This is a genomic window from Catalinimonas alkaloidigena (assembly GCF_029504655.1).
GTDB lineage: Bacteria > Bacteroidota > Bacteroidia > Cytophagales > Cyclobacteriaceae > Catalinimonas > Catalinimonas alkaloidigena.
Genome location: NZ_JAQFIL010000001.1, coordinates 4,918,566 through 4,941,338, shown reverse-complemented (window position 1 = coordinate 4,941,338; position 22,773 = coordinate 4,918,566). Strand labels below are relative to the sequence as shown.

The window sequence follows — 22,773 nt, the reverse complement described above, 5'->3', positions numbered from 1 at the left end:
TTGATCTAACCTCAATCATTAAAGACCAATGAAACAGATAAGCATATTATTATTAGTATTCATTATTCTGACAAGCTCATGTCAGGAAGACTTCCTGGACAGAGAGCCTTTAGGAGAAGTTTCACCTAATTCTTTTTTTACGAGTGAGAAAGACCTGAGACTCTACCTTAACTCATTGTACGATGGTATCGTCCCTACCGGATCAAGTATCTATACCGAGAGTGTGGATAATATCGTGAAGAGTACCGTCTCGGAAGAATTAACCGGAAGACGGATCGTGCCTACTAGCGGGGGAGGCTGGAACTGGAATAACCTGCGCAAAATCAATTACTTTCTTACGAATTATGATCGGCAAGGCCTGAGTGAGGAAATCACCCGGCCGTATGTAGGTGAAGCCCGGTTTTTCAGAGCGTGGTTTTATTTTAAAAAAGTAAAAAGGTTTGGAGATGTTCCCTGGTATGCTGAACCACTTTCGGTAAACGATGAAGAACTCCTCACCAAGGCCAGAGACTCACGAACACTTGTTATGGATTCAGTCCTGGCAGATATCAATTTTGCCGTAGAGCATATGACTACCAATCCTAGTGTTGATAAAGCAACCAAATGGACAGCCTTGGCCCTTAAGTCGCGCATATGTCTGTTTGAGGGAACTTTTCGTAAGTATCATCCCGAATTTGACTTGTCCGATGCAGAAAAGTTTCTGCAGGAAAGTGCTGACGCGTCTGCTCAACTGATCAGCGAAAGTCCTTATCGCATCTACATGGGTGAGCCCGAAGAAGTCTATTTAGATCTTTTTGCCTCAATGGACGCGATTGAAGATGAGGTTATTTTAGCCAGAAAATATAGCGCAGAGCTGGCCGTATATCACAATGTAAATTCTTATGCGAGGCAAGGTGATAAAGCCGGGCTGGAAAAAAGTTTTGTGAATACATATCTGATGAAGAATGGTTCCCGCTTTACGGATTTGCCCGACTTTGCGCAAATGGAGTTTTACGAAGAAACTCAGAACCGTGACCCTCGCCTGGCACAAACGATACGCACGCCCGGCTATACCCGAATCGGCGAAAATGAACCTGTGTTGCCCCAGTTTGGCCAGTCTATTACCGGATACCAGCTGGCAAAGTTCGTGACAGGCGTGGAGAATGATCCTTACGATCGCTCGCACAATGATATTCCTGTTTTCCGGTATGCTGAGGTGTTGCTCAACTATGCCGAGGCCAAAGCAGAGTTGGGTACGCTTACGCAGGATGATCTTGACCTGTCGCTGAATCTGCTAAGGGCCCGGGTAGATATGCCTTTCCTGAATTTGGCAGACGCTAATAATAATCCCGATCCTTATCTTATGGATATGTACACCCATTTGAGTGGAAAAAACACCGGAGTACTGCTGGAGATTATTCGGGAAAGAGGTATTGAACTGGTTATGGAAGGTTTCCGCTGGGACGATTTGCTCAGATGGAAAGAAGGTAAGCTGCTTACCCGACAATTTTATGGAATGTATTTCCCTGGTTTAGGGGAGTATGATCTGGACCATGACGGTACTATTGATGTTGTGCTTTATGAAGGAGATCAACCTGCCGACCAGAACCTTCAGTATCTGAAATTAGGATCGGATATTGAATTGGAAAACGGTGCAAATGGGGGAAGAGTACTGATCAACCCACACATTAGCAAAACATGGGATGAAACTAAAGATTATTTCTACCCTATACCAATACAGGAGATTGAACTAAATCCAGAGCTTGTTCAAAACCCAAACTGGTAGTTAATTTCAAACTGGAAAAAGATATGCCGGACTACAATACCCCCGGAATATTTTCTCCTAGTCAAAAATAAAACCGATGAAAACTATACCGCCTTTTGTTCATTTTCATTGTTTGTAGTTGGGAATTTCTGCCGGCTGTGGCGCAGGAGGCTTCTCAAAGTACATTGGAACGAAGAGAAGAGTATCTTAGGCAGCTCAAGTCAGTGTTACCCCCCGACAGCCAGAGGCGATCCGATGCGCCACCGCCTACTCCGGTTGATTCTACCTGGTCAAGCTGGCAGCAACGTAGCGGAGAACTACCGCCCGATTTTACCCAGTTGCCTTCACTCCCTTTTCTGCCTGACCCATTGATACTGGACGAAGGAGGAGAAAATATTCCCGTCAAAACGATGGAACAGTGGTACAAAAAGCGTCAGTGGATTAAGGAACAGGCGCAACACTGGATTACCGGTACGATGCCACCGGCCCCGGACAAGCTGAAAGCTAGCTTGCTGCATGAAAGAACCCTAGGGGCTTTGACTGAAAAAGAGGTGCTACTGGAGTTTGGTCCTGATCATCAGGCCCGGCTTCATATCAGCTTGCTGATTCCCCCCGGCGAAAAGTCGTTCCCTGTTTTTCTCTGTCCGTGGAAGGAAAACCGCTACGACTGGGTACAGGCGGCTGTCCGGCGTGGATATATGGCGGTAAGGTTCAGGGCGACCGACCCTAAGTACGGGTATCCGGATGATAGCGAAGCGTATGAGGAAATCTGGTGGCCCGACTATGACTTTAGTACCATCAATCGCTGGGCCTGGGCAGTCTCCCGAACAATAGACTACCTCTATAGCTTACCAAAAGTGAATAAGGAGCAGATTGCGCTTACTGGTTTGTCGCGTAATGGTAAAATGTCGCTATGGGCAGCAGCTTATGATGAGCGGATTAAAGCGGTAGTACCTATCAGCGGGGGTACAGGCGGGGAAAATCCCTTTCGCTATACCTCAGATAAATACGACAATGAAACCATTGAACTTCTTAGCCGCTGGCAGCCTCACTGGCTACATCCCCGGATTCGCTTTTTTGTTGGCAGGGAGCATAAGCTTCCGGTAGACCAGAATTCATTAATGGCACTGATCGCGCCCCGGGGGCTCATGCTAAGCTCATCTATCACCGAATCTCAGGGGGGACCCTGGGGGATTGAGCAAGCGTATACGTCAGCCCAAAAAGCCTATGAGTTTCTGGGGGCTGCTGATAAAATAGCATTGGACCTGAGGCATGGGCTGCATGCCCCTTCGGCCAGGGATATGGAGCGCTACCTGGATTTCTTCGACTACATTTTTGGGTGGGGCAGCATCGTGCCGAACAATCAACAATATTACAACTACAGTTTTTCCCGTTGGCTGGGCCTGTCGGAAGAGTTAATTGACCCGCTTGCCTACGAGTCGAAAGGAATTGACAATATACTGGTCAATCAGAAAGGAAAGAAAATCAGATCGGTGCCCGAGTGGGAGCAGAAAGAGAAAGAAGTCGAGCATTGGCTGGATTGGGCAATGGGAGACGAACCGCCCTCTATAGGCCCGGGGAAACAGTCAGATTATATGCGGGAAGTGGTGGGGCTTCCTAATATACCCACGGGCTTTGGAAGCCAGGCGATTTCGTTTGGGCGGCTGTATTTTCCACTTACGGAAGATGGGAAATCAGCTCAGAAAGACCTTCCGCTCGTCATTTATCTGCACGAGTACAGCTACGCCAAGGGCTTTGTTAAATCCACAGATATCATTAAGCAGTTTCTGGATGCCGGTTTTGCCGTATACGCTTTTGACCAGATCGGTTTTGGAAGTCGTATTGAAGAGGGGAGGTTATTTTACGAACGTTTTCCCCATTGGAGTAAGCTGGGGAGAATGGTATCAGACGTCCGCTGGGCAATAGATGAGCTATCTCAGCTCGAGTTTTTGGACAAGGATAAAATGGTGGTGGCTGGCTATTCTCTGGGAGCTACCGTTGGTTTATACACTGCCGCGAAAGACGATCGCATAGCCGGAGTGATTTCGGTCAGTGGGTTCTCTCCTCTGAGACTCAACCGGACAGGAAAAACAGCGGAGGGTATTTTATGGCTATTCCCATTTGCACGGACTGTTGCCGCGATTAGGTTTCTTTGCGGAAAATGAAGACAGGATCCCCTATGATTATCATGAAATCCTCGCTTCGGTAGCCCCTCGGCCCATGCTTGTGATCGCTCCCAGCTGGGATCAGTACCATGCATATGAAGATGTTAAGAAGACGGTATTGGAAGCAAAAAAAGTGTATGGGCTGTATCATTCGGAAGACAAGCTTCAGTTAGAAGGACCCGAAGATTACAACAGGCTCTCACCTGATACGAAAGCACTCATGCTCAAATGGGCTAAAGAAAATTTTGTAGAGGAGAGTCTGAAACCTTGAGAAACCTTATGCATAACGATACAAACGGTGAGGGGGATAATTTGGAATCAACCCAATAATTAGTGTTCAAAAAAAACTCAGTACTTAAAAGACTAAAAATTATAGATAAAGAGAAATATTCATTAAATTCGGGTACGTGCCCGAAAACCAAAAGCTCAACATGAAACAGTCAAAGTTCTACACTAATATGCTCATAGAGGAGCAGAGATTAACGGTAAGGGTGATACTCAATCTCTTGCAGCCGCCATATTATACTAGTTTTTTGCCTACAGGGCTGCGACATAAAATTACAAGCGGAGCTAAAAGGAAGCGCTTGTTTTCCACTCCCGAGGAGGATAACAGCTTGTCAGAGTATGCAGGTAAAAGTGTACATCTGAGCAATGATAAACGGTCAGCTTGCCGACAAGGTGACTTTTTGACCATCAAGTACATTGGTGATCAAAACCGGGAGCTGATGATGGTAGATAACGAATTGAAAGCATGCGCAGGGGCTGGAAAATTTGGGCTACTAGAGAAAACAGGGAGAGTAGGAAGTCCGAATATATCTTCAGAAATAACTTCAGTAAAATCCGCGATGACTAGCTTCATCCGGACTAAAAAGTTGTCATTAGATTCACCGCCTTAAGTAGCTGCTTTGTAAAACATGCATAATATATGGGAACCAACTATCAATTAATTAAAAGAAACGAATGAAGTATAATTCTACAGTTTTATTATCTGTATGTATCATTTTGTCAACTTCTTGTAATCAGGAAAAGCTATATCCAGATGCGCTAAGTACTGAAGAGGCATTAGAGAGTTTCCGTCTGCATGAAGGCTTTGAAATTGAATTATTTGCTGCTGAACCCTATGTCAAAGACCCGGTAGAGCTGGTGTTTGATGAAAATGGAAATGCCTATGTAGTGGAAATGCCTGATTATCCCTATAAGCCTGAGGAAGGTGAAGCGGCAGGACGAATCAAGATGCTGATAGATACCGATCATGATGGCAGGATTGATGATTCAGTAGTATTTGCTGATAAACTGTCTGAAGCTACCAGCGTTTTACCCTGGAAAGATGGACTTCTGGTGACCTCCGCACCGGATATTCTTTACCTGAAAGATACTGACGGCGATCATCAGGCCGATTCCAAAGAAGTTTTGTTTACTGGCTTTTTTGAAAATAACTCTGAAGCGCAAATAACCAACCTCAGGTATAGTGTGGACAACTGGATATATGCTGCCAATCACGGGCAGGCTGGAGAGGTGAGCTTTAGCAGGAATCCTGATGCTCCTAAATTGTCAATGCGGGGAGGTGATTTTCGCTTTCGTCTTGACCGGGGAGAATTTGAGCTTGCCAGCGGTCCGGGACAATTTGGACATACGATTGATGATTGGGGACATAGATTCATCACACAAAATACGATTCATATACGTCATGCTGTAATCCCTATAAGATATCTGGACAGGCATGCTCACCTGTCTACTTCCACTGCAGCATTCAATATCTCTGATCATGATCTCCGCATGTATCAGGAAACACCCGCTCCCTACTGGCGAGCAGAGCGTACGCGTAGAAGGCAAAAACAGTATGATGAACAGGGACTGGACAGAGTAGAATATGCAGAAGACCATTTTACCGGCGCATCAGGGGGTACCATATATACCGGTGACGCCTTTCCTGAGGCATATTATGGTAATATCTTTACAGGAGATGTCGCTGGAAATCTTATTCACAGAGATGTTTTGACCCCTATGGATGATAGTCCCACTTTTGTTGCGCAACGGCATGCGTCGGAAGCCGACAAGGAGTTTCTGAGCTCTGTTGATCCCTGGTTCCGTCCGGTAAATTTTACGGTAGGACCGGATGGGTATCTGTATGTGATTGACATGTATCGTCAGCATATAGAAACCCCCCTCTCTATACCTGAAGATCTCAAAGAGGATATGGACTTTCTCAATGGAAGTGATATGGGAAGGATCTACCGGATAAAGCCGGTGAATGCGGAATCCAAAAGTAAAATCATTCCTAAGCTGAAAGAGATGGAAACGCAGAAGCTGGCGGAATTACTTTCTCATCCGAATCAGTGGTGGCGTCTTCAGGCACAAAGGCTTTTAGTGGAAAGACAGGACCTTGGCGTAGTTTCAAAAATAGAAACTGTGTTTCAGCAGCATCAGGACCCTAGAGTACGTTTACATGCATTATATGTTTTGGAAGGGCTGAATAGTCTGAAACCCGAACATGTGGAGAAGGCAATGCATGATAGTCATCCAGGTGTGAGGGAGCACAGCCTCATTTTAGCAGAACGTTTTCCGCAGATGCTGCCACAAATTGTACAATGCCTCAAAGATAGTGCTTCCAGGGTAGCTTTTCAGGCCAGTCTAAGTTTAGGCAATTTTGAAAATGATGAGATAGTACCTGCACTAGCGGGCGTAGTGAGAGAAAAAGGGGCTGACCCCTGGTTCAAAACTGCCGTTCTCAGCTCTGCAGCGGGGGCATCATTTGACCTCATGAGAACGGTTAGCGAAGAAGCGTCTTTTTTCCAGCAAACTGAAGCCTGGAAATTAGATTTTGTAGAGGATATCTCTTATTCTATTGGGTCTAAAAATGATGAACAGGAAGTCGCAGCTTATTTAAGCTTACTGGCAGAGAAACAGAAAGAGGTTCAGGAAGCGGGTATCAGTGGGCTTGTAAAAGGGTTGAAAAAAAATGATGAGGAAGGCATACAAAAAATTATTGAAAATATAGAAGCTAATGCTGAAATGGAACCTAAGGCCGCCATTGAAAAGCTGAACGCTTATTATCATAAATCTATCTGACTATGCTAAACCACAAAAGATCACGCAGAGACTTCTTTCGTCAGTACATACGTGCCGGCACCCTCTTACTGGGGGGAGGACTGTTCATCAGTAGTTGTACGAAAGGAAAGCAGGAGCAGGAGGAACAGGCAACGGCTTATTCCGGTGATCCCTGCAGTGATTTGAGTAATGTAAGTGCTGAAGAAATTCAGAAAAGAGAAAACCTGGGCTATGTTGCAGATACACCTATTGCTGACAATCAGTGTAACAACTGTAATCTGTATTTACCACCAGGTGATAAGGCCTGTGGAGGATGTATGCTATTTAAGGGGCCTGTGCATGCAGAAGGTTACTGCACTTACTGGGCACCCAAAGTGTAACGATAAAACTAGTATAATTCAGCCAGATGAAATAAAAACTGATTTAATGACCTAATCAAGAAACCTATGGAGACCTCGTGCAATGAGTTACAGATAAGCTATCATAGCAGGTGCATGCTACATATAGTGGCTATTCTGGGGGTGCTTGTATTTTTGACTACTGGCTGTAGTGAAAAGAACGAGCAAATCCGGATAGGTGTATTTCATGTAGATGCTTCGCCTCCTATCGGAAGCCCTGTAGCTTATGCTCCAGCCAGAAAAATAGTGGACTCCCTGAGTGCCAGAGGGGTGGTCATTCTTTCAGACAAAGCTCCTATAGTACTTTGTGCAGTGGATTGGTTAGGCATTGCCAACGAAGGGATGGACAGGTGGAAAGAAAGCCTGGCAAAAGCGGCCCATACCACTACTGACAGGGTTTCTGTACATGCTTTACATCAGCATGATGGATTACGATGTGATTTCACGGTAGAGTCTATACTGGATGAATATGGTCTGGGAGGTACTCGCTACGATACTGCTTTCCTGCTAAGCACCATTGAGAGTGTAGCTAAAGCAGTAAGGCATGCTTATGAATCGGCTGAGCCGGTAACTCACCTGGGTTTTGGCAAGGCCAAAGTTAAAAAAGTAGCATCCAACCGGAGGATACTTGGTGAGGACGGTAAGGTGAAAATTATGCGATGGAGTAAGTCTACTGATTCACTGGCGATTGCAGCCCCGGAAGGATTGATTGACCCCTGGCTTAAAAGTGTCAGTTTCTGGCAGGATGATACACCGCTGGCCGTTTTGACCTACTATGCAGTACATCCCCAAAGTTATTATGGTGAGGGAGACGTTACCTGTGAGTTTGTAGGAATAGCGCGCAACGAGCGGGAGAAAGCCTTAGGTGGGTTGCCTCACATCCATTTTAATGGAGCAGGTGGAAATGTAGCGGCCGGAAAATACAATGATGGTTCGGTAGAAAGGCGGCCCATATTGGCAAAACGCATGGAAGAAGCCATGCGACAAGCCTGGGAAAATATTGATAAATTTCCCCTCAGGAATGAAGAGGTGGGATGGAAAGGTGTATCGGTAAAGCTACCCTTGGGTAAGCATCTGGTAGAAAATGACCTGAAGGCGATACTCGCCTCTGATACTACTTCCGAAGACCAAAAATTTTCCGCAGCCAAGCACCTGGCCTGGTTACAACGCACGCAGGAAGGTCATCTCATAGATGTGTCCTCTCTGAAGCTGGGGAAGGTGTGGATGTTAAATTTACCCGGTGAACTATTTGTTGAGTATCAGTTGGCTGCCCAGCAAATGAGACCCCAAGATGAAGTAGTAACCGCTGCTTACGAGGAGTACGGACCAGGCTATATTGGTATCAAAAAAGCATATGCTGAAGGAGGCTATGAAACCAGCGAGCGAGCCTCCAGGGTGGGATCCGGCTCAGAAGAAATACTAATGCAGACAATACAGGAGGTCTTAAAACAGGAATAAGACCTGAATGAAATATATAGCGAAGTAGGATAGTAAGTAAAATAAAACCACTAGAAAAGCTACAGTAAGCCTTGTATCAGGCTTATACCAGGATAGGTACATGCTTTTCATGAACTGTAACTAAACTAAACCTTTCAATTATGAAACATTTGATCTTCAGCCTATGCTTTGGCTTATTCGTGCATTGTGCGATGGGACAGGGCATCACTGTAACAGGTACTGTTACTTCATCTGACGATAATGACCCTCTGCCAGGAGTAAATGTACTGGTAAAAGAATCTACAGTAGGCACCATTACTGACATTGAAGGAAAGTACAGACTGGAACTCCCTTCATCATCCTCCGTACTGGTTTTTTCCTTTGTAGGCTATGAGTCACAAGAGGTAAGTATAGGAAATGAGGCGGTCATCAATGTTAGTCTTCAACCGGACCTTGGCCAGCTTGATGAAGTGGTGGTAGTAGGATATGGCACCCAGAAAAAAAGCTCTGTTACCTCAGCAATCTCTAAAGTTGAAAATGTAAATCTGGATCAGATACCCGCAGGTAGAGCAGAAACAGCGCTTGTAGGCCGAATGGCCGGTGTTAATATTACGACCTCTAATAGTAGGCCCGGAGCGGCACCTGAAATAAATATAAGAGGAATAGGGTCAATTTCTGCCAGCAATGATCCTTTGGTAGTGATAGATGGCTTTCCAGGGGGTAGCTTATCCAATGTGAATATGAACGATGTAGAGTCTATTGAAGTGCTCAAAGATGCTTCAGCCGCGGCAATCTATGGATCAAGAGGTTCTGGAGGAGTTATCATTATCACTACCAAACAGGGTAAGGCTGGCAAACCTAAATTAAACTTTAATGCCTACTATGGTATTTCTACTGCAATTAAGTATGATGACTGGATTTTTGGACAGGAGTATTATGATTATCAGGCTCGCTACAAAAACCGGGATTTCGTCTGGGAAGGTGGAGACCCCTCTCTGCCTCTGTGGGGAGATGAACGCCGGCCGACTACCTATCGGGTCAATCCTGTAATTATGGAAAGAAGTGTAGACTGGGAAGATGAATTATTAAACCCGGCTCCTATACAGAATTATAATCTTTCTTATTCAGGAGCAAGTGATAATGTCTCTTACTACATTTCTGGTACGTACAAAAATGAGGAGGGCACACTCCTGAATACTAACTATAAAACTTACAACCTCAGGGCGAATGTCAATGTAGATATCAATTCTGTAGTGAGTACCGGATTTATGATCAGTCCTAACTACGCAAAGCGAAGAACTGCCCCGGTAGGTATGCAGTCTATTGTAAAAACCGCTCCATTCGTTGCTACAGAGCTTAATGAGCAGGGAAATTATCCCCGTCCCCGGGATTACTGGAGCTATTCGGTATCTGGCCAGATGAACCCCCTGGCAGTATTGCATGGTAACCACAATTACTCTACTTCCATGAATAATGTGGGAGAAATGTTCCTGAACTTTAATATCGCGGAGGGTTTACGATTCAAAACATCGGTAGGGGGAAATGTGACATTTGCCACCAGAGAGTATTACCGTGAAGCAATGGCCACCAGTCGGAATCAGATCTCAGGCTCCGCTTCTGACTCCAGAAATATCAACCTGATCAACGAAAATGTACTGAGCTATGACAAAAGTATAAACAAAATCCACCATATCAGTGCGATACTGGGGGCTTCGTACCAAAAAGCTAACTCAAGGTTCGCAACGATGGGAGCTGAAGCAGGAAGTTTTGGGAATGATATCGTCAGAACTTTAAACAATGCGATCATTTCACCTACTTCATCCTATACCTCAAAATCGGAGTGGGGGCTCGTGTCTTATTTCAGCAGGGTGAACTATGATTATGAAAATAAGTATCTGTTATCCGCATCTTTCAGAACAGATGCTAGTTCCCGTTTCGGACCAGAGAACCGCTGGGGTAACTTCCCTTCTGCATCCGCCGCCTGGAGAGTTTCAGAAGAAGCGTTTATGCAGCAGCTAGCGCCAGTCAGTGAGCTGAAGCTACGCGCTAGTTACGGGGTAGTGGGTAACTTTAACATTGGTGATTTTCAGTATTTAGGAACCATTAGTGACACCTACTACTCACCCGATGATATCCTTGTAAAAGGCCAGGCTCAGACCACATTCGGTAATCCTGAACTAAGGTGGGAAAGGACTGAAAGCTTTGATATAGGCGTAGAACTGGGCTTGTTTAACAATAGAGTTAACTTCGTTTTTGACTATTATAACAAAAATACCAACGACCTGCTCTACAATGTTTCTATACCGGCAATTACCGGGTTCACCAACTCAATCATCAATGTGGGTGATGTAAATAATAAAGGAATAGAGTTAGAGCTTACAACCAAGAATTTTACCGGTAATTTTAAGTGGGAAACTTCTTTTAACTTTTCCAGGAACAGAAATGAGGTTGTCGGCCTGGGAGGAGTGGATGAAATTATCAATACGCACAGTAGGGGGATGGGCTGGCTACTGCGTGTAGGTGAACCTATGTTTTCTTTCTATGGATACAAACTCATTGGTGTATTGCAGGATGAAGAGGATGTGGCCAATTCGCCAGTGATTCCCGGTTCAAAACCTGGGAACGCAAAATATCAGGACACCAATGGAGATGGTACCATTACTCCTGAGGACAGAGTGATACTGGGTAACTTTCAACCTACAGCCTTTATGGGCTTGATCAATAACTTTGCCTGGAAAAACTTTGATCTCAGTATCATCATGCAGGCTTCACTAGGGGCCAAACGGTACAATTTAGAAAACCTATACTACGAAGGACCTACCGTAAGTGCGATGAGGCGCTCACTAATTGAAGACCAGTGGTGGTCAGCAGAAGAACCTGGTGATGGTATGTCTCCAGCTACTGCACTTAGCCAGCTGTCTTATGTGGCTAACAGTGATTATTACCTGGAAGATGCTTCATTTCTGGCAATCAGAAATATCAATTTTGGTTACACCCTCCCTTCCACTATCGCGGAAAAATTAAGGTTGAATAACTGCAGGCTGTATATCTCCCTGAGCAATATGCTTCTTCTTACCAAAGATGAGTTTCATGGCTACAATCCGGAAGGGTACACCCAAGGAGGGATAAGCGGTATCAACAGTATGCCCGGCTTTAACAATGGGGCAGCGCCAGTCAACCGTGCTTATGCTTTTGGTGTCAATGTAAATTTTTAAGATGATTAATTTTAACGATATGAAAACTAATATTTATTTAAAAATAAGCATGGTGTTACTGGCCCTGACATTGGGTGCCTGTCATGATGAAATATTAGAATTAACCCCCCCATCCGTCCTTACAGAAGCTGATTTTTATCACTCTGCGGATGACATGGAGGGAGCAGTACTGGGTATCTACAGTCGTTTTCAGTCAAGGCTACCCAGGGACTGGGCAATTCTAGAAATGCCTACTGATAACCTTCACCGCACCGGGTACTACGGTATTGGTGGGCTTGATGAACTCAACAACCTGGCTTTTACCCCCGGAAATCCACTATTTGCAGATTTTTGGGAAAGTACGTATAATGGTATTTTCAGAGCCAATGCTGTTTTAGCCTACATTGATAACCCTACAGATTACACTGAGAGTCAAAAAGATCAGTTGGTGGGTGAGGCTCATTTTATGAGGGCTCTGTTTTACTTTGACCTGGTACGTATGTTTGGTGGAGTACCGAAAGTGACGGATTTACTTTCGGTAGAAGAAGCTAAATCTACTCCCCGGGCTTCAGTAGATGAAATTTACAGTCTTGTCATTGAGGATTTGAAGCGTGCTATTGACTTATTGCCGATGAAAGAAAATATCGCTATGGGGAGAGCGCACAAAAGCGCTGCGGTAGCTTTGTTGGGTAAAGTGTATGTCTATCGCGAAGATTGGGAAAATGCCAAGACTTACCTGGATATGATGTCTTCTTTCAATCATCAGCTCCTGGATGATTTTGCTTCTTTGTGGACGCTGGATAACGAAGATAATGATGAGGCAATATTCTCTATAAAATACCTGGAAGAGACCAATGATCACGTATTGTCCACGGACTTTTTGCCTTATTTCGGAGTAACTGGTATTGCTGCCAGTGGACTTGAAAATGCATTCCCTTCCTGGGATTTGCATAAGCATTATGAAGATGAGGATAGCCGTAAGGAAGTAACCATCACTGAATACTGGAAGTCTCCCGGCAGTCCGGAAGAAGAGCCTCCGGCATGGTACCCTTATGTAAGCAAGTTTGCAGTACCGCATACCCCTTGGGCTTCAGGGCTCGACCTGCCGGTATTGAGGTATGCCGATGTAGTGTTACTGCGAGCGGAAGTGCTGTATCACTTAAACCAGCCGGAAGAAGCTCTGGCTGAGTTGAACAGAGTCCGTAGCAGGGCTTTTGGAGATACTTCACACAACTATGAGATGTCTGATATCTCAGACATGGAAAGCTTTATGGATAAGCTTCTACTGGAAAGAAGACTTGAATTTGCTTTTGAAAATGAGCGTTGGTTTGACCTGGTAAGAACTGACAGGTTTGTGGAAGCGCTTGAAGAAGTTGAGTGGTATTATAATGTGGGTACTGCAACTCCACAGGTAGTAAACCTGGATCCTAAGCCTTATCAGAGGTATTTTCCAATTCCTCAAAACCAGTTAGATCTTACTGAAGCTAACGGACTGACTCAGAATGAAGGATATTAATCCTCAGGTCATGGAAAAGAGTTGCTTTGTACTGTAAATTACTACTGGAAGTTTACGGGCAGTTGAATAAGAAACTAAACAGACAATGAAAGTAAAAACGATCAATCGTAGGAAGTTCTTTGCTGATACCGCACTCTCGGCAGCGGGCCTGATGCTGGGAAGTAACTTCATAGGATGTTCCACGAAGGGAGAGACCAGCGCTCTCCCTCTTTCCGATTCATCTGCTTCTGATTACAACATTATGGAAGAGGTGATGAAGTTTCCTAAGATAGATTCCCACGCGCATGTGTATTTTTCGGAGGACAGCCCGGAGTACCAGATTGATTTTGCCGACCGCCTGGGAATTGACAAACTGGTAATTTCTCGTCCTATGAAACCAGGGAGTGAGGGTACACCCGAAGAGTTTAGAGCCTGTAATGATCTGATACTGGAATGTGTAAAAAAGTATCCTGACAGGTTTATCGGGCAGATGACCCTAAATCCTACATACAAAAAAGAGTCACTGGAAGAGATCAGGCGCTGTACGGACCAAGGGATGGTGGGTTTAAAAGTCTATAATCATGTAAAAATCAGTGATCCTCTTTTTTACCCGATTATAGAGAAGTTTATTGATCTGAATATGATTATCCTGATGCATGTGGGTATTGGCAAATCACGTATTACTTATGATCCCGGAGAACCTGAAAATGTATCTATCCCCGCAGACTTTGTAGAGGTTTCCCGAAGATATCCGGAAGCCATGTTTCAGTTTGCGCACCTGGCCGGGGGAGAAGACTGGGAAGATGCGGTCAAAGCTCTCAAACACGCTTCCAATGTATATGTGGATGTGTCAGGTAGTAACAATGATGCCTTTATCATTGACTTTGCCATAAAATATTTAGGCGAAGACCGGATACTATTTGGCTGTGATAATAGCTTCTACCAGGGAGTAGGGCACATGCTTTCCGCAAACCTTAGTGAGGCACAGCGCAGGAAGATCTTTTTTGAAAATTATAACAACATCTTAAAAAAGTCAGGTAATCATGTTGGTTGATACAAACGCATATGTAGGACACTGGCCATTCAGACATCGTGAGTATAGCTCCTGTACAGCCCTGCTGGGTAGAATGAAGCAGTTTGGCGTGGATGCCTCTGTGGTGAGTAATATGAATGGGATTTTTTATAAAAATACGCAAACGGCTAATGAGGAGCTTTACGAAGAACTTAAGAGTAAGCAGGCGTTTCAGGACCGTTTCATTCCTTTTGCGATTATTAATCCCATTTATAGTGGCTGGAAAGATGACTTTAAAGTGAGCACGCAGCAAATGAATATGAGAGGCATTCGTATGTTTCCCAGGTATCATGGCTATGACCTGACTAATCCGGCATGTGTGGAGCTAGTAAAGATGGCTCGTGACCAGGATATACCGGTAGCATTTTCATTGCGCATGGTGGATAGCCGGCCCAGCTCATGGCTGGATCTGGAGAGAAAAACCGAATGGACCTTAAAGGATGTGTTGCCTATCCTCCGTGAAGTGCCAGATGCTAAATATATGATCGTCAATGTGGCGGGAAGCACAGCACTCAATGAAGAAGAAACAGCGCTAATAAGAAACACAAATGTTGTCATAGATACCTCAGGTCGGGGCATCAACCGCATTGTTAGCTTGCTGGATACTTTGGGCAAAGATAAACTCGCTTTTGGTACGCATTCCCCCATACTGGATTACCTCACCGGACTTCTGCGCATTGAGTCTCTCAGGCCAGAAGAAGCGGATGAGGAAACCAAAGCGCTTTTGAGATATGGAAATGCGAAGAGAATTTTAGGGGAGATGATATAATTGAGCAAAATATTATAACTAAAACCTATGCATAGATTTCACAGGTACATATCTTTAACTTTAAGTCTTGTCTTTTTCTATGCTTCTTCGGCTGAGGCGCAGCAGGATCAGGCCAAAAGAGAAGCTTATCTGGAAGAACTGATTGAGCTACAGGAGCGCCCCTCCTCGCATGATGAATATGTGAATTTCCATGATGCTAGCTGGCTGGACTGGGTGGAGCGTACTGGTGCTTTGCCTCCTAACTTTGAAGACATACCGTCCTTGCCTTTTTTACCCGACCCATTAATTTTAGACGAAGGAGGTGAGAATATTCCGGTTAAAACCCAGGAACAATGGAAAGAAAAAAGAGCCTGGATCAAAGAACAGGTAAAGCATATCATTTCCGGTACTTTTCCCGAAGCTCCTGAACATACTGAACTTACAGTGCTGGATGAAAAATTTGAGAATGGAGTAAAAGTTGAAATGATAGTGCTGAAGTTTGGAAAAAATGATCAGATAAAGCTTACCCTTGAGATCATGACACCTCCAGGGGAGGGGCCTTTCCCGGTATTTATGACGCAGTGGAACCACAGAGGCTGGGCACAGATCGCTCTCAGGCGAGGTTATATAGGAGTGGTTTATGCAGGAGCGGATGCCAAAGATGATACCCAGGCTTATCTTGAGCGTTATCCGGAACATGACTGGAGTACGCTAATGCGTAGGGCTTGGGGAGCACAGCGGGCAGTAGATTATTTGTACACCCTGCCCAGCGTAGACACTTCCAAAATTGCTATTACCGGCCACTCGCGCAATGGCAAGCAGTCTCTTCTGGCAGCAGCATTTGATGAGCGTATCGATGCAGTCATCTCCAGTAGCGGAGGCACGGGGGGGGAGTTTCCCTATCGTTATACCGATGAAAGACATTCCAATGAATCTATTGAATTTCTCAATGTTCGCCGTACCCATTGGTTTCATCCCAGGATACGCTTTTATACTGGCAGAGAACATAAAATGCCTATTGACCAGAACTCCCTGATGGCTTTGATTGCCCCTGATGCTTTATTGTTAAGCTCTTCCATTCGGGAGGGAGGAGGGGGGGATGCCTGGGCAGTAGAACAAATGTACCTTTCCCTCAGAGGTGTCTATGAGTTCCTGGGCGTGCCAGAAAAATTAGGCATTCGCCTTAGAGATGGGGGGCATGGTGTTTCTTCCAGGGATATTGAGGCGTATGTGGATTGGCTGGATATACAGTTTGGGAGAAAAGACATGCGCTGGGAAAACAAGCTTTTTTATCATTACTCTTTTGACAAGTGGAAGGATATAAGTGGAGAAAACATTGACCCTACGGTTTTTCCTGTAGTTGCCGAAAGCTATGATGTGCTCACCAACCAAAAGGGAGAGAAGATTAAAACAGCAGAGGCGTGGCAGGAGAAAAAGGAAGACATAAAGAAGCAAATCAACTGGGTGTTGGGAGATGAACCGGCAGGAGTTTCGGCCAGCCCCATCCGTCAACTCAGCAGAAGAGAAGATTATATCACCAGCCTGATCAACCGTCCCAGTCCTGAAAACGGAGAGAAAATGAATATTGCCCCTTATAATGCGCTGGGCGATTATTTATACGGCTCACTGTATTACCCTACCAATGAACAGGGAGAAATGAAGACCAGGGCTGATGGAAAAATCCCAGTAGTCATTTACCTGCACAAATATTCAAATACTGGCTTTGACGCTGAACTGACTGATTTGTTTGAAAATATTTTATCCCGTGGCATGGCGGTTCTGGCGATGGACATGATTGGCTTTGGTACAAGAATAGAGGAGGGGACTTACTTCTATCAGCGCTATCCGCATTGGTCTAAACTGGGTAAAATGGTGAGCGACACAAGGGCAGCCATTGATGCGTTGGAAACGCTGGATTTTGTAGATCAGGATAAGGTTTACCTGGCGGGCTACTCACTGGGTGGAACCGTAAGTTTATTTACTGCGGCACTAGATGACAGAGTTACCGCTACGGCTGTGGTCAGTGCTTATACACCACTCAGAGATAGAGAAGGTAATGAGGGGCTGGAGGGAATAAAAGCATACTCACACCTGTATGGCTTGCTGCCTCGCCTGGGGTTTTTCCTGGGGAATGAAAACAGATTACCTGTTGACTATAATGAGATCATCTCAGCTATTGCGCCAAAACCCTTATTGGTCATTGCTCCGGAACTAGACCGACATGCTGATTTTGATAACGTGCGTGAAAGTATCAAAGAGGCATCGACAGTATATCGGCTGTACGATGCAAAAGACCATCTGGAATTTAAATCACCTCACGAGTTTAGCGGATTCACTACTTCACAAAATGCTTTCCAAAGGGAAATGCTGGTGAACTGGCTGGATGCGATAGCCAGTGATAAAAAAACCGAAAGTATACATTTAAAATAAAAGTATGAGTGGTCAATAGCTGATGTTCAAATGGAATTTCTTTGACCGGCAACCTTAAACATTCAAGCGCATTATTCTAAACCGCAACTTTAACAAACTAAACATGAAACAATTTTTCTATTGCTTGTTCTTTGCTCTCCTGGCTCATGCGGCTGTAGGGCAGGGAATCAATGTCTCTGGTACGGTCACATCGGTAGAGGATAATATGCCTTTACCAGGGGTGAACGTCATTGTACAGGGTACTGGCACGGGTGCTGTCACCAATATCAATGGGGAGTATTCCTTAGAAGTACCCTCTTCGAAATCTATCTTGGTGTTTTCTTTTGTTGGCTACATTTCACAGGAAGTAACGGTCGGCAATTCCAACACTATAGATGTAAACCTTTCGGCAGATCAGGCTCAGTTAGATGAAGTGGTTGTCATTGGTTATGGTACACAGAAAAAAAGTGATCTGACCGGGGCAGTGTCACGGGTGGATGGTGAGAGCATCCAAAATAAAAGCTATACACAAGTGACTGAAATGCTCTCCGGACAGGTAGCCGGCATTTATGCGAATCAGAGCCCCTCTCCAGCTGGAGGGGGAGCTATGGAAGTGAGAGGTCCTACCTCACTTACCGGAGGTACAGACCCCCTGATTGTACTTGATGGAGTGATATTTAATGGAAATATCGCTGATATCAACCCGAATGATATTGAACATATTGATGTCTTGAAAGATGCCAGCTCGGCGGCAGTATACGGGTCAAAAGCTGCCTCCGGAGTAGTGATTATCACTACCAAAAAGGGAGAAAGAGGAAAACCTACGATTAATTTTACCGCTAAAACTGGGGTAAGCCTGCTTACGAATTACGATTTCAGGCCGCGAAATGCAGCTGAGTATGAAGATTTCAGAAGAGATTACTTCAGAACGGTAGGCATCGCCAACAGAGAAGACTGGTACTGGGACGATCCCAACGACCTGAGAAGTGGAGTGACGCTGGAGCAGTGGCGAAATGCCAACCCCAATCCAAATCCTGATGACACACAGGAATACCTGGGAAGACTCAACTTTTTTAACACTGAAATTGATCAGTACCTGGCAGGAGAAACAGTGAATTGGTTTGATGAAATTATCCGGCCCGGGCTAAGGCAAAACTATGACCTCAGTGTGGGGGGGGGAGCTGAAAACTTTAATTACTACTGGTCAATAGGATATGTAGATAATGAAGGAGTGATTGCAGGTGATGATTTTACCGCGATACGAACGAGATTAAATGTGGATTTCGCCGTCACCGATTGGCTGAATGTGGGTGTCAATGCCCAGTATACGCATCGGGATCAAAGTACAGTACCTGCCAGTATGAATTTCAGCAGTATTAGTCCTTACAGCCGTATATATGATGAAGACAATAAGCTGGAATGGTATCCTCATGGGTATTCCATAGTGACCAATCCGCTTATTAATTATTATGGGCAGGAAAAATACGACAGGACCCACAGCCTGTTTGCTGCGATGTTTGCTGATGTTGCCCTTCCCTTTGGCTTTAATTATCGGGTGTCTTTCCAGCCACGCATGGAGTTTGCCAAAGACTATAACTTTTGGGACTCTGAAACCATTGTCGGAGGACGTACTTATCTGGATGGTTATGGCACGCGCGAGGATGGTACGCTCAATGCCTGGATGATTGACAATATTCTGAGTTGGAATCAACAATTCGGTGTCCATGCTTTTGATGTAACCTTGCTCTACAATGCAGAACAGACCAAGACCTACAATTCTTACGGAGAAAACCAGACTTTCTTACCCAATCAGCAGCTTGGCTACAACGGCTTGCAGTTTGGTTCTAAGCCTCTGGTAAGTACCAATGATACAGAAGCAGGAGGGGAGGCGTTGATGGCACGCCTGAATTATACTTTACTGGATAGGTATTTGTTGACGGCATCTGTAAGGCGTGATGGGTATTCTGCATTTGGACAGGAACACCCCACTGCTACTTTTCCAGCCGCGGCACTTGCCTGGAAAATTTCTGATGAAAGCTTTTACAATAGTGAGCTTGTCAATCGTCTGAAACTGAGGTTGTCGTGGGGGGTAAATGGCAACCGTGATATAGGAATTTATTCAGCATTGGCTCAAATCGGTTCCGAATTATATTACGATGGTACCAACGTCCAGATGGGACTGTATAATAATACGCTGGCCAACCCCGGCCTGCGCTGGGAAAGAACTGAATCCTTCAACATTGGCGTTGATATGGGACTGTTAGATGACCGCATTGACCTTTCTGCCAATGTATATGACATGCGGACGACCGACTTACTCATGAGCCGTAAACTTCCTGAGATTACCGGTTTTACCAGCATCATTTCAAACCTGGGTGAGTTAAGCAATCGGGGTATGGAATTAAGCCTCAATACCGTAAACATTAGCAATCAGAACCTTTCCTGGAAATCCAGCTTTGTGTTTTCTTTGAACAGAAACAAGATTGAAAGTCTATTTGGCGATTATGAAGAGGTAGAGGTAAACGGTGAAACCATCACCAGAGAAATTCCTGATTATACCAACCTATGGTTTCCGGACGAAGCAATTGATGTAGTTTGGGAATATGATGTTGTGGGTGTATGGCAGCTGGATGAGGCCTCGGAAGCAGCTGAGTACAATATGGTGCCTGGCGACTACAAAGCTGTAGATGTTGATGATAGTAAAACGTATGATGCTTTGGTAGATAAGCAGTTCATAGGCTATGAACAACCCAGATATCGCCTGGGATTGAGAAACGATTTTAGCTTTTTGAAAGATTTTACTGCTTCAGTATTCATACGTGCTGACCTGGGGCACATCGGAGCGTTTGACTATGCGGTGCACGAATCTTCCACCTATGACAGGATCAATATCTGGAACATACCCTACTGGACGCCTACCAATGGAAACAATGAATACGCACGGACATCTGAAGTCCACGGAGCTTATGGTGGAGGACTGAGAATCTTCAAGCCCCGATCATTTGTGAGGGTGCAGGATATCTCGTTGGCTTATAATATACCAATGACCTTTGCTGAGCGAATTAATGTGAATAGCCTGCGCATTTTTGTTTCTGCCCGCAACCTTTTCACCTTCACAGACTGGCCAGGTTGGGATCCTGAGACGGGGCTGAGTGGTACAGCAGATGGGCCGATGCCCAAGACATTTAGTGTAGGCGTAAATATATCCCTTTAATGTAGAGCTATCACTGTAAAAAAATTAAACTATGAAACGTATATTCAATAGATATTTGGTACTGTTCCTGGTATTTCTGTTGCAGGTTTCCTGCTCAGATGACTTGCTGGAACCCAAGCCGCTATCCTTTTTTTCTCCTTCTAATGTTTTCAATGATGAGGCGGGCTTTGAAGCTGCGCTGGTAACAATGAGAAAAGCGTTGACCGAAGGGGTTACAGGTGGCAGAAGGTATTATATGGTTGGAGAGTGGGCTGCGTCCGAAGCAGGCGTCCCCACTTTTCAGATGGATTGGTACCAGACTACGCCCTATTTTGACCGCTACTACACTTTTCTTCCTTTATTCTCTGAGGCATACGAATTTATCAAAAACACCAATGTACTCATCGGACGTATTGATGAGATTGAGTGGGATAGCCCGGAAGAAAGAAATACCATTCTGGCCGAAGGTTACTGGCACCGTGCTTATTGGTACTACTGGTTAGTAAACGCCTATGGAGACGTGCCTTTTGTAGGGCAGGAGGTACAAGGAGCCAAGCTGGACTACTTCACCCACAGCCGCTGGGCTATACTGGACAAAATCCAGGCTGATATGGAATTTGCGGTTCAATATTTACCAGAATCGGCAGTTCCGGGAGCGATTACCCAAGGTGCGGGCAACCATTTACTTACCAAAATATACCTTGCCAATCTTGAATTTGACAAGGCGATAGAAGCTGCCACAAGGGTCATTAATGGACCTTATGCATTAATGACCGAAAGATTTGGCGTAAGTGCAGATGATCCGGTGAGAAATCTCATCTGGGACCTTCATCGTCCGGAAAATAAGAATAGCCCTGAAAATACAGAGACTATCTTGGCGACAGTAGATCGTTTTGAGGCCCCTAATGGTGCACAGTCCACTGGCCTTTATACCATGAGACACTATCATTCCTCCTGGTGGCACAGTAGAAACCGCGATAGTGAAGGCCTGGCAGGCACCATGGATTCGGGTCCTATGTATGATACGCTGGGGAGAGGCAATCCTGACCTGGTGAGTACGCCCTATGGCTACTACGACATCTGGGAAACAGATGCCTATAACTGGCAAAATACTCCCGACCTGAGGAGAAGTGATATTAACTGGGTAGATAAACATGAACTGGTCTATAACAATCCTGCATCTGCTGATTTTGGTGAGCCTATTGACCCTATGAATTATGCTGATCCGCAGGATTCGGTGCAGCTTCTTTTTCCTTTTCCTTTTTACAAAACTTATGCGCCTCAACAAGATCCAAATGCAGTTCCTATGGGAGGAAATGGTGATTGGTACATATTCCGGCTGGCAGAAACGTATCTTTTAAGGGCTGAGGCATATTACTGGAAAGGTGATTTTGCCAGTGCAGCCAGTGACATCAATGTTGTAAGAGAACGTGCAAATGCCGACCTGATCACCGCAGGAGATGTAAGCATTGACTATATCTTTGATGAACGAGCCAGAGAACTTTTCATTGAATCCCCCCGGCATTCAGAATTAGTAAGGGTATCTTATATCATGGCGAGCTTGGGAATGGATGGATACAGCCTGGAGGCCTTCAGCGAAAACAACTGGTGGTACGACCGGGTGATGGCTCATAATATCATGTATGAAATTCAGCCCGTAATTATTGGGAACAGTCCACGGATTGCACCATATCATGTGCTTTGGCCCATAGATGCGGATGTTATCACTGCCAACACCAAAGGAGTGATCAATCAAAATGAAGGATATGTAGGCGCTGAAAATAACGCACCCCCACTTGAAACGATAGACGAGAGTACAGGTGTGGAATAACTTTAATATTAAGCTGTTAGGGAGCCAGCGGAGCAATGG

The 22,773-nt window shown here is 45.0% G+C and carries 14 protein-coding genes; all 14 read left to right on the top strand.

Annotated features, from left to right (window positions below; genetic code table 11):
* Positions 1-28: 28 nt before the first annotated feature.
* The 14 genes from OKW21_RS20135 to OKW21_RS20070 all read left to right on the top strand — a co-directional run bounded on the left by OKW21_RS20135 (position 29) and on the right by OKW21_RS20070 (position 22,734).
* Positions 29-1,765 (top strand): RagB/SusD family nutrient uptake outer membrane protein, encoded by a 1,737-nt coding sequence (locus OKW21_RS20135; protein ID WP_277482621.1) that lies wholly within the window; start codon positions 29-31, stop codon positions 1,763-1,765.
* A gap of 95 nt (positions 1,766-1,860) precedes the next feature.
* On the top strand, positions 1,861-3,909 hold the full coding sequence (locus tag OKW21_RS20130; RefSeq protein WP_277482619.1) for an alpha/beta hydrolase: 2,049 nt from the start codon (positions 1,861-1,863) through the stop codon (positions 3,907-3,909).
* Positions 3,866-4,180 carry a glucuronyl esterase domain-containing protein gene (locus OKW21_RS20125; RefSeq protein WP_277482615.1) on the top strand — a complete coding sequence of 105 codons (315 nt, stop codon included), beginning with the start codon at positions 3,866-3,868 and terminating at the stop codon, positions 4,178-4,180. The genes OKW21_RS20130 and OKW21_RS20125 overlap by 44 nt, the downstream gene beginning before the upstream one ends.
* A gap of 160 nt (positions 4,181-4,340) precedes the next feature.
* Positions 4,341-4,805 (top strand): hypothetical protein, encoded by a 465-nt coding sequence (locus OKW21_RS20120; protein ID WP_277482614.1) that lies wholly within the window; start codon positions 4,341-4,343, stop codon positions 4,803-4,805.
* A gap of 64 nt (positions 4,806-4,869) precedes the next feature.
* The gene (locus OKW21_RS20115) at positions 4,870-6,978 is read left to right on the top strand and encodes a PVC-type heme-binding CxxCH protein (protein ID WP_277482611.1); all 2,109 of its coding nucleotides are present in this window, start codon (positions 4,870-4,872) and stop codon (positions 6,976-6,978) included.
* 2 nt (positions 6,979-6,980) lie between these two features.
* Positions 6,981-7,337, top strand: a complete 357-nt coding sequence (locus OKW21_RS20110; RefSeq protein ID WP_277482608.1) for a high-potential iron-sulfur protein — start codon at positions 6,981-6,983, stop codon at positions 7,335-7,337.
* Between the two features lie 66 nt (positions 7,338-7,403).
* Entirely contained in the window at positions 7,404-8,813 is a 1,410-nt protein-coding gene (locus OKW21_RS20105) for a hypothetical protein (RefSeq protein ID WP_277482606.1), read from the top strand.
* 140 nt (positions 8,814-8,953) lie between these two features.
* Positions 8,954-12,007 carry a SusC/RagA family TonB-linked outer membrane protein gene (locus OKW21_RS20100; RefSeq protein ID WP_277482604.1) on the top strand — a complete coding sequence of 1,018 codons (3,054 nt, stop codon included), beginning with the start codon at positions 8,954-8,956 and terminating at the stop codon, positions 12,005-12,007.
* A gap of 19 nt (positions 12,008-12,026) precedes the next feature.
* Entirely contained in the window at positions 12,027-13,502 is a 1,476-nt protein-coding gene (locus tag OKW21_RS20095; RefSeq protein WP_277482602.1) for a RagB/SusD family nutrient uptake outer membrane protein, read from the top strand.
* 85 nt (positions 13,503-13,587) lie between these two features.
* Positions 13,588-14,535, top strand: a complete 948-nt coding sequence (locus tag OKW21_RS20090) for an amidohydrolase family protein (protein WP_277482599.1) — start codon at positions 13,588-13,590, stop codon at positions 14,533-14,535.
* On the top strand, positions 14,525-15,322 hold the full coding sequence (locus OKW21_RS20085; protein ID WP_277482596.1) for an amidohydrolase family protein: 798 nt from the start codon (positions 14,525-14,527) through the stop codon (positions 15,320-15,322). The genes OKW21_RS20090 and OKW21_RS20085 overlap by 11 nt, the downstream gene beginning before the upstream one ends.
* A gap of 27 nt (positions 15,323-15,349) precedes the next feature.
* Positions 15,350-17,731, top strand: a complete 2,382-nt coding sequence (locus OKW21_RS20080) for a glucuronyl esterase domain-containing protein (RefSeq protein WP_277482593.1) — start codon at positions 15,350-15,352, stop codon at positions 17,729-17,731.
* 103 nt (positions 17,732-17,834) lie between these two features.
* Positions 17,835-20,924, top strand: a complete 3,090-nt coding sequence (locus tag OKW21_RS20075; protein ID WP_277482591.1) for a SusC/RagA family TonB-linked outer membrane protein — start codon at positions 17,835-17,837, stop codon at positions 20,922-20,924.
* 31 nt (positions 20,925-20,955) lie between these two features.
* A complete protein-coding gene (locus OKW21_RS20070) occupies positions 20,956-22,734 on the top strand; it encodes a RagB/SusD family nutrient uptake outer membrane protein (protein ID WP_277482588.1) in 1,779 nt (592 codons plus the stop codon).
* Positions 22,735-22,773 lie beyond the last annotated feature (39 nt).

Coding starts and splice junctions, on each gene's coding strand:
- OKW21_RS20070 (WP_277482588.1), top strand. CDS start 20,956: ATGAAACGTATATTCAATAGATATTTGGTACTGTTCCTGGTATTTCTG.
- OKW21_RS20085 (WP_277482596.1), top strand. CDS start 14,525: ATGTTGGTTGATACAAACGCATATGTAGGACACTGGCCATTCAGACAT.
- OKW21_RS20080 (WP_277482593.1), top strand. CDS start 15,350: ATGCATAGATTTCACAGGTACATATCTTTAACTTTAAGTCTTGTCTTT.
- OKW21_RS20090 (WP_277482599.1), top strand. CDS start 13,588: ATGAAAGTAAAAACGATCAATCGTAGGAAGTTCTTTGCTGATACCGCA.
- OKW21_RS20115 (WP_277482611.1), top strand. CDS start 4,870: ATGAAGTATAATTCTACAGTTTTATTATCTGTATGTATCATTTTGTCA.
- OKW21_RS20095 (WP_277482602.1), top strand. CDS start 12,027: ATGAAAACTAATATTTATTTAAAAATAAGCATGGTGTTACTGGCCCTG.
- OKW21_RS20120 (WP_277482614.1), top strand. CDS start 4,341: ATGAAACAGTCAAAGTTCTACACTAATATGCTCATAGAGGAGCAGAGA.
- OKW21_RS20110 (WP_277482608.1), top strand. CDS start 6,981: ATGCTAAACCACAAAAGATCACGCAGAGACTTCTTTCGTCAGTACATA.
- OKW21_RS20135 (WP_277482621.1), top strand. CDS start 29: ATGAAACAGATAAGCATATTATTATTAGTATTCATTATTCTGACAAGC.
- OKW21_RS20075 (WP_277482591.1), top strand. CDS start 17,835: ATGAAACAATTTTTCTATTGCTTGTTCTTTGCTCTCCTGGCTCATGCG.
- OKW21_RS20100 (WP_277482604.1), top strand. CDS start 8,954: ATGAAACATTTGATCTTCAGCCTATGCTTTGGCTTATTCGTGCATTGT.
- OKW21_RS20105 (WP_277482606.1), top strand. CDS start 7,404: ATGGAGACCTCGTGCAATGAGTTACAGATAAGCTATCATAGCAGGTGC.